This window comes from Mesorhizobium sp. M1E.F.Ca.ET.063.01.1.1 (assembly GCF_003998155.1).
In the GTDB taxonomy this organism is placed as follows: domain Bacteria; phylum Pseudomonadota; class Alphaproteobacteria; order Rhizobiales; family Rhizobiaceae; genus Mesorhizobium.
Genome location: NZ_RZSC01000465.1, coordinates 1 through 4,731, shown reverse-complemented (window position 1 = coordinate 4,731; position 4,731 = coordinate 1). Strand labels below are relative to the sequence as shown.

The following is a 4,731-nucleotide window of genomic DNA, read 5'->3' as shown; positions in this document are numbered from 1 at the left end:
CCCCGATAGAGGTCGGCCGCTGCCGCGAGGCTTGTGCCTTCATCGGCCTGACAGTTCCGGTCGAAAATCCAGATGTCGGCCTCGTCGGCATTCGCCGCCAGCCAGATGGTGTCGGCACTGCCTTCGATGCGAATGGCTTCGTCGCCGGTGGACGGAAACAGCCGCCTGATGTCGACCAGAGCCTGGCGCAGGCTGTTTCGCGCCTGCTGCTCGCCGCTGCCGGCCCACAGCATCGCCGCCACCCTCTCGCGGCGAAGGCCCTTGGGCCCGGCCAGAACGAGCGCGGCAAAGAGCAGCGACGTCTTGCGCGTCGCGAAGTGCAGAGGTTGCCCGCCTGCGAAGACAACCTCGATGCCGCCAAGCAATCGGATGCGCACTCCTGCCCCCGTGAAAAAAGCCATGGGCAGAATATCACGTCCCGCCACCGACTTAACGACGATTTAGCGCGGTTTTTCCTACGGTTTCACGCTTGGATGAACATTGGCAAAGCGCGCCGGTGGGACATTGCCCTCGTGAGTTCGAACGAGGGAGAATGACAATGACCTACATCAGCCTCAGGACCTTCCAGCCGACCACCCGCCGTGCCGGCACGCTCGCGGCCAATATCGCGACGATCTTCGTCGGGCTCCGGCGCCGGTACCAGGATGCCATGCAGCGCAGGGCTTTGGCCGGCTTGTCGATGTCGGAACTGAAGGATTTCGGGTATCCGGCCGATGAAGCTCCCGCCGATGTCGCGGCTCGCGGCCGCCGCCCGCTGCGGTGAACCGTCACTTTTCCTGGAATCAGGCCAGCGGCGCGCCGGGTAGATAAAGGGCGATCGGCCGTATCTCGTAGACCGCGGTGGGATTGACGCGCTTGAGATCGCGCGCCGCCGCGATCGCCTCGTCCTGGTCCGCGCAATCCAGCACATAGAGGCCGAGCAACTGCTCCTTTGTCTCGGTAAAGGGACCGTCGATCACCATGCCGTCGCCCGGACCGCGCAGCGTGACCGCTTTAGCGGTCTCGCCCAGCCTTGCCGCCGGCCCCAGCTTGCCGGCGCGCGTCAGCCTGTCGTTGATCTCGAGCAGGTCTTTCATGAGGGCTGCATCCTCGTCGGGCGTCCAGGACTGGACGGTCTCTTCGACGTGATAGGCAAGGATCGCATAGAACATGGAGCGGTTTCCTCGTGCATGACCCCGAAAATCGGAATCGATTTTTGCTTTGCTGACCTTCGGTTCGGAAAGGATCATCCACCAAATTGAAGTGCTGCAGCGTCCTTTGCGCAAGAGGACGCGCGGCGCTGTAGAGAGCGGCCGCACTATCACAAGGATGGCGAGGCCGATCCAGTCCCGACGGCAGTCGGGAAAACGCCTCCTGACTCAAGCTGCCAGCGGCAGGCACAGCTCCGTCAGCAGGCCACCGGCGGGATGGTTGGAAAGGCTGATCTCGCCGCCGGCGCCGCGAGCGATGTTGCGGGCTATGGTGAGGCCGAGACCCAGGCCGCCGGTCTCGCGGTTGCGCGACTGTTCGAGGCGCACGAAGGAAGCGAACACCTGATCCAGCTTTGCCTGCGGGATGCCCGGCCCCTCGTCGCGGATGGTGAGCAAAATCGTATCACCCGACCGTCGCACGCCGATATGCGCCTTCTTGCCATAGGTGACCGCGTTCTGGACGAGATTGGTGATGCAGCGGCGCAGCGCCACCGGCCGCGCGATGCAGATCAGGCCGCGCGAAGGTGTGGCGTCTTCGTCGAAGGAAGCATCCTCGAACATGTCGGCGACGGATTCCACCAGCGACCAGAAATCGATCCGCTCGGCCTTTTCCTCCGTGACCTCGAATTTGGCGAAGTCGATCACCGAACTGGCGATGCTTTCGATGTCGGCGAGGTCATGCGCAAGGGCTTCGCGAGCGGCTGATTTGCGCAGCAACTCGAGACGCAGCCGCATCCTGGTCAGCGGCGTGCGCAGATCATGCGCAAGTGCTGCCGCCAGGTGTTCGCGGTCCTCGACATAGTCGCGCAGGCGCATCTGCATGGCGTTGACCGCTTTCGCCGCGGCACGGATCTCGCGGCTGCCGCTCTCGGCGATCGGCGGGCTTTTCAGGTCGTTGCCGATGCGGTTCACCGCGGTCTCCATCATGCGGTAAGGCGCCGTCAGCCGGCGCAGCGACCAGATCGACATGACCACGATCAATCCCGCTATCAGCGAATAGAGCGGCAGGCTGTCCCAACTCAGGATCGGCCCCGCCGGCGTGATCGGCTCGGTGAAGTTCAGCCATTGGCCGTCGGAAAAGCGCAGCGACGCCGTCAGCTTGTCGCTCTGCGCAAAGTCCGCGGCCAGCACCAGAAGATCGCGCTCGACCTGGCCGACATCCCTGTTCATCACCTGGCCGTCCGGGACATCGGCTTCCTGCGTTGCCGGATCGCGCCGCACGCGCGCGTCGGTGATGCCGAACTTGGACAGGCGGCCGACCAGAATGTCCTCCAGCTCGGCAAGCTGGTCGTCGCCGGCAATCGAGGAGGTGACGGCAGGAGTGTCCGAAACGGTCAGCGCATAGGTGGCATTGAACAGGCCGGATGCGGTCGCCTTGCGCTCCTCGGGCGTGGCGTCATGCATCAGCTGCACCAGCGAATAGGCGCGGTCGTTCAGCCGGTAGAGATCAACCACATCGTTGGCGGCAGCGCGGTCGCGCGCCACGATATAGAGCGTCGCGACCTGGCTGATCATCAGGCTGGCGATGACGATGAGCAGCACCCAGACCGGCAGGGTTTGCGGCAGGAAGCGTCTCATTCGGAGGTCGTTTCGGGCAGAAACTGATAGCCGCCGCTGCGCACGGTCAGAATCAGCTTCGGCGTCTTCGGGTCGTCTTCCATCTTGCGGCGCAGGCGGCTCACCAGGATATCGACGCTGCGGTCGAAGCTGTAGCCGGTGTCGCCACCCGAAAGCTCGATGAGCTGTTCGCGGGTGAGCACGCGCTGCGCGCTCTTGACGAAGGTCTGCAGCAGATTGAACTCGGCCATCGTCAGCTCCACCCGCACGTCGTCGGGCGCCGTCAGGCGGCGGCGCGAGCAATCCATGGTCCAGCCGGCGAACCGGTAGATCTGCTTGGCGGCGGGCCGGCGCGGCTCGGCGGTGCCGTTGCGCCTCAGAACAGCGCGGATGCGGGCGAGCAACTCGCGCGGATCGAAGGGTTTCGGCACATAGTCATCCGCGCCCATCTCGAGGCCGACGACGCGGTCCGTCGTCTCGGTCACCGCGGTCAGCATGATGATCGGTGTGGTGTAATTGGCGCGGATCTCGCGGCAAAGCTCCAGCCCGCTTTTTCCCGGCAGCATCACGTCCAGCACGATGAGGTCGACCTGCACGCGGCGCAGGATCGCCTCCATCTCGGCGCCGTCGGCGGCCACCGTCGTGCGCAGTCCCCGCTTCTGGAAGAATTCCTGAAGCAGGTCCCGTATGCCCTTGTCGTCATCGACGATCAGTATGTGCGCGTCGGATTTCACGAGAACCCCGCGATTGCTGTAGTCAAGCCGTCCTTCGGTGATCACCCACACGATAGAATTCGGGCCACATGTTGGCCAGCGGCGACGATTTGGGAAGAGCTGGCTTCCCCAGAAACAATTCAGAAACAAAATTCTACAGTTGGGAAAAACTCGTGAAAAAAATCAAGGGCATAACCGGTGTCGTGGCGGTCAGGTCATCGGCTGCGACGCAAGTTTCCGGAGTAACGGGCAAGACCAATGCAGAGGTTCTGGATCAGCTTGATGGGTGCTTTGCTCAGCATGTCGCTCATCACAGCCGCGGTCGGAGCCTCCAACGCAAAGGTGACGTCGCTGACCCGGGCCGAGCGCTGCACCAACCTCAGCCGTCAAGTTGACGAAGCCCTCGAAACCCATGCCGCGGCAACGCAGGTCACCGCGGCGAAGGCACTTCAAAGAAAGGGAAACCGGTTCTGCGCCGCCAAGAAACAGGCACAGGGCATCCGGATGCTCGCAAATGCTTTGAAGCTGCTTGGAGTGACACCGATCGACCCGGTTCAGTGACGCTCACCTTCCTCGACCCGCATGAAAAGGAAATGAAGCCATGAAGAAGTCCATTCTCTCCGCCACCGGTCTCGCCGTCGCTCTCGCCTTCGCGATGCCGTCTCTCGGCAACGCCGCCGCCACGACGACCGCTGCTCCGGCTGCTTCGACCACGACCACCGCTCCGGCTGACAGCACGGCAAAGCCGCCCGTGAAGAAAGTCGCCGCGAAGAAGCACAAGAAGGCTTCGAAGAAGAAGGTCGTCAAGAAGACCGACAAGAAGGATGCTCCGAAGACCTGATCCGGGTCTCGGCACCTTACCTTACAAAACCGCTCCAGCCGGTTTCGGCTGGGGCGGTTTCTGGCGACCGAAGCCGACACCCCCGGCAGCTTCCGCCGCGAAAGCTTGATCCTTAACCCGATCGCAATGCCGGTGTCGTAGGACAATCCGCATGAGGAAGCGGTTTTCGTCCCTGATGCGTTCGCTGACGCTCGGCGGCCTGGTTGCCACCGCGGCGGCAAGAGCGCTTATCATCTTCACAGCCAGCCCGGTGCCGGATCCCGCCAGCGGCAGGACCGAGCCGGAGCTTTTCGCGCCGGTAATCTCGTCGAGCTTCGACTACATCACGCCGGCACAGAGCTGGATCCTGATCGTGCTCACCGGCGCAACGCTGGTCGGCTTCGCCGCCTGGATAGTCACCGCGTTCATGGAGCGTGGTTCCGACATGGAC

7 protein-coding genes and 1 pseudogene are annotated in these 4,731 nt (G+C 63.3%); 4 read left to right on the top strand and 4 right to left on the bottom strand.

Features of this window, described 5'->3' with window-relative positions; translation table 11 throughout:
• A pseudogene (locus EOA29_RS25505) lies at window positions 1–365 on the bottom strand (adenylate cyclase); the annotation flags it as partial.
• A gap of 173 nt (window positions 366–538) precedes the next feature.
• On the opposite strand from EOA29_RS25505, the gene EOA29_RS25500 reads away from it, so the two are divergent.
• Window positions 539–763: a hypothetical protein gene (locus tag EOA29_RS25500; protein ID WP_126092336.1), complete on the top strand. Its 225-nt coding sequence runs from the start codon at window positions 539–541 to the stop codon at window positions 761–763.
• Between the two features lie 19 nt (window positions 764–782).
• Here EOA29_RS25500 and EOA29_RS25495 read toward each other — a convergent pair whose 3' ends face one another.
• From EOA29_RS25495 to EOA29_RS25485, 3 genes are all read right to left on the bottom strand, one after another.
• Window positions 783–1,151 (bottom strand): YciI family protein, encoded by a 369-nt coding sequence (locus tag EOA29_RS25495; RefSeq protein ID WP_126092337.1) that lies wholly within the window; start codon window positions 1,149–1,151, stop codon window positions 783–785.
• A 207-nt stretch (window positions 1,152–1,358) separates the two neighbouring features.
• Window positions 1,359–2,768: an ATP-binding protein gene (locus tag EOA29_RS25490; protein ID WP_126092338.1), complete on the bottom strand. Its 1,410-nt coding sequence runs from the start codon at window positions 2,766–2,768 to the stop codon at window positions 1,359–1,361.
• Window positions 2,765–3,481 (bottom strand): response regulator transcription factor, encoded by a 717-nt coding sequence (locus tag EOA29_RS25485; protein WP_126092339.1) that lies wholly within the window; start codon window positions 3,479–3,481, stop codon window positions 2,765–2,767. The genes EOA29_RS25490 and EOA29_RS25485 overlap by 4 nt, the downstream gene beginning before the upstream one ends.
• 237 nt (window positions 3,482–3,718) lie before the next feature.
• Between EOA29_RS25485 and EOA29_RS25480 the strand changes: the two genes are divergently transcribed.
• The 3 genes from EOA29_RS25480 to EOA29_RS25470 all read left to right on the top strand — a co-directional run.
• On the top strand, window positions 3,719–4,021 hold the full coding sequence (locus EOA29_RS25480; RefSeq protein WP_126092340.1) for a hypothetical protein: 303 nt from the start codon (window positions 3,719–3,721) through the stop codon (window positions 4,019–4,021).
• Window positions 4,022–4,061: 40 nt separating this feature from the next.
• Entirely contained in the window at window positions 4,062–4,301 is a 240-nt protein-coding gene (locus EOA29_RS25475; RefSeq protein ID WP_126092341.1) for a hypothetical protein, read from the top strand.
• Between the two features lie 151 nt (window positions 4,302–4,452).
• Window positions 4,453–4,731, top strand: a 279-nt coding sequence (locus EOA29_RS25470; RefSeq protein ID WP_127221784.1) for a hypothetical protein, incomplete at its 3' end; no start/stop codon positions are given.

What these genes read in the sequence shown, in the direction of transcription:
- EOA29_RS25500 (WP_126092336.1), top strand. Translation starts at nt 539, where the DNA reads ATGACCTACATCAGCCTCAGGACCTTCCAGCCGACCACCCGCCGTGCC.
- EOA29_RS25495 (WP_126092337.1), bottom strand. Translation starts at nt 1,151, where the DNA reads ATGTTCTATGCGATCCTTGCCTATCACGTCGAAGAGACCGTCCAGTCC.
- EOA29_RS25490 (WP_126092338.1), bottom strand. Translation starts at nt 2,768, where the DNA reads ATGAGACGCTTCCTGCCGCAAACCCTGCCGGTCTGGGTGCTGCTCATC.
- EOA29_RS25480 (WP_126092340.1), top strand. Translation starts at nt 3,719, where the DNA reads ATGCAGAGGTTCTGGATCAGCTTGATGGGTGCTTTGCTCAGCATGTCG.
- EOA29_RS25475 (WP_126092341.1), top strand. Translation starts at nt 4,062, where the DNA reads ATGAAGAAGTCCATTCTCTCCGCCACCGGTCTCGCCGTCGCTCTCGCC.